This is a genomic window from Halobellus sp. Atlit-38R (genome assembly GCF_003665925.1).
GTDB lineage: Archaea > Halobacteriota > Halobacteria > Halobacteriales > Haloferacaceae > Haloquadratum > Haloquadratum inordinatus.
In genome coordinates this window covers 1-590 of record NZ_QXIJ01000141.1, presented here as the reverse complement: position 1 = coordinate 590, position 590 = coordinate 1, and the positions used below count along the sequence as shown (strand labels likewise).

Annotated in this window: 1 pseudogene; it reads right to left on the bottom strand. The window is 55.4% G+C overall.

Annotated elements, in window-relative coordinates:
• Nucleotides 1-346, bottom strand: a pseudogene (locus tag D3D02_RS18575) (DUF58 domain-containing protein); the annotation flags it as partial.
• Between the last annotated feature and the right edge of the window lie 244 nt (nucleotides 347-590).

Here is a 590-nt window from a genome sequence, read left to right as displayed (position 1 = left end):
CGGCCTTGAGCGCGACAGAGGGATAGTCGGTGTCAGTAGTGACGCCAGCAGGCAGTTCGGCATCGATAACGAGTGGCTCCTGTGCCGCTTCTGAAGAGCGAGAGACATGAAGCGTGAGTTCCGTCGCTGTGTCAACAAATAGTGTCGTGGCGTCAAGTGTGTACTCGACAGAGAGCTGTCGCTGCTGTGTCCGGAATGACTGGCTGGCGGTAATGGCCCCGCCAAGGAGCCACGCTCCAAGGCCAGCTGCGGCGACGAGAAACACAAGTTGGTCTGCGAGAATTCCAAGGCCGACTAAAAACAGGCTGGCGCTCGCAAGCGTCCACCACTGCTCCGTGACCTCCATTACTTCTGTCTTAGTGCGGGGTAAATTGAAACTTGGCTTCTCGGTTCTCGTGTTACCCACCTGTGGTGTGGGGCCAAAAACTTGAAAATGGAGCTGTAATTCAACTGAACTATGACTGACGAGGATACAGAGTTGGCACACAAATCACATTGGGAACGGTGGACCGACGATAGTGGTCCCTTCTACCGATCGTGTGCTGTCTGGCCGCTTGATTCGGGCAGCGAACCCACGACGACAGAAAACC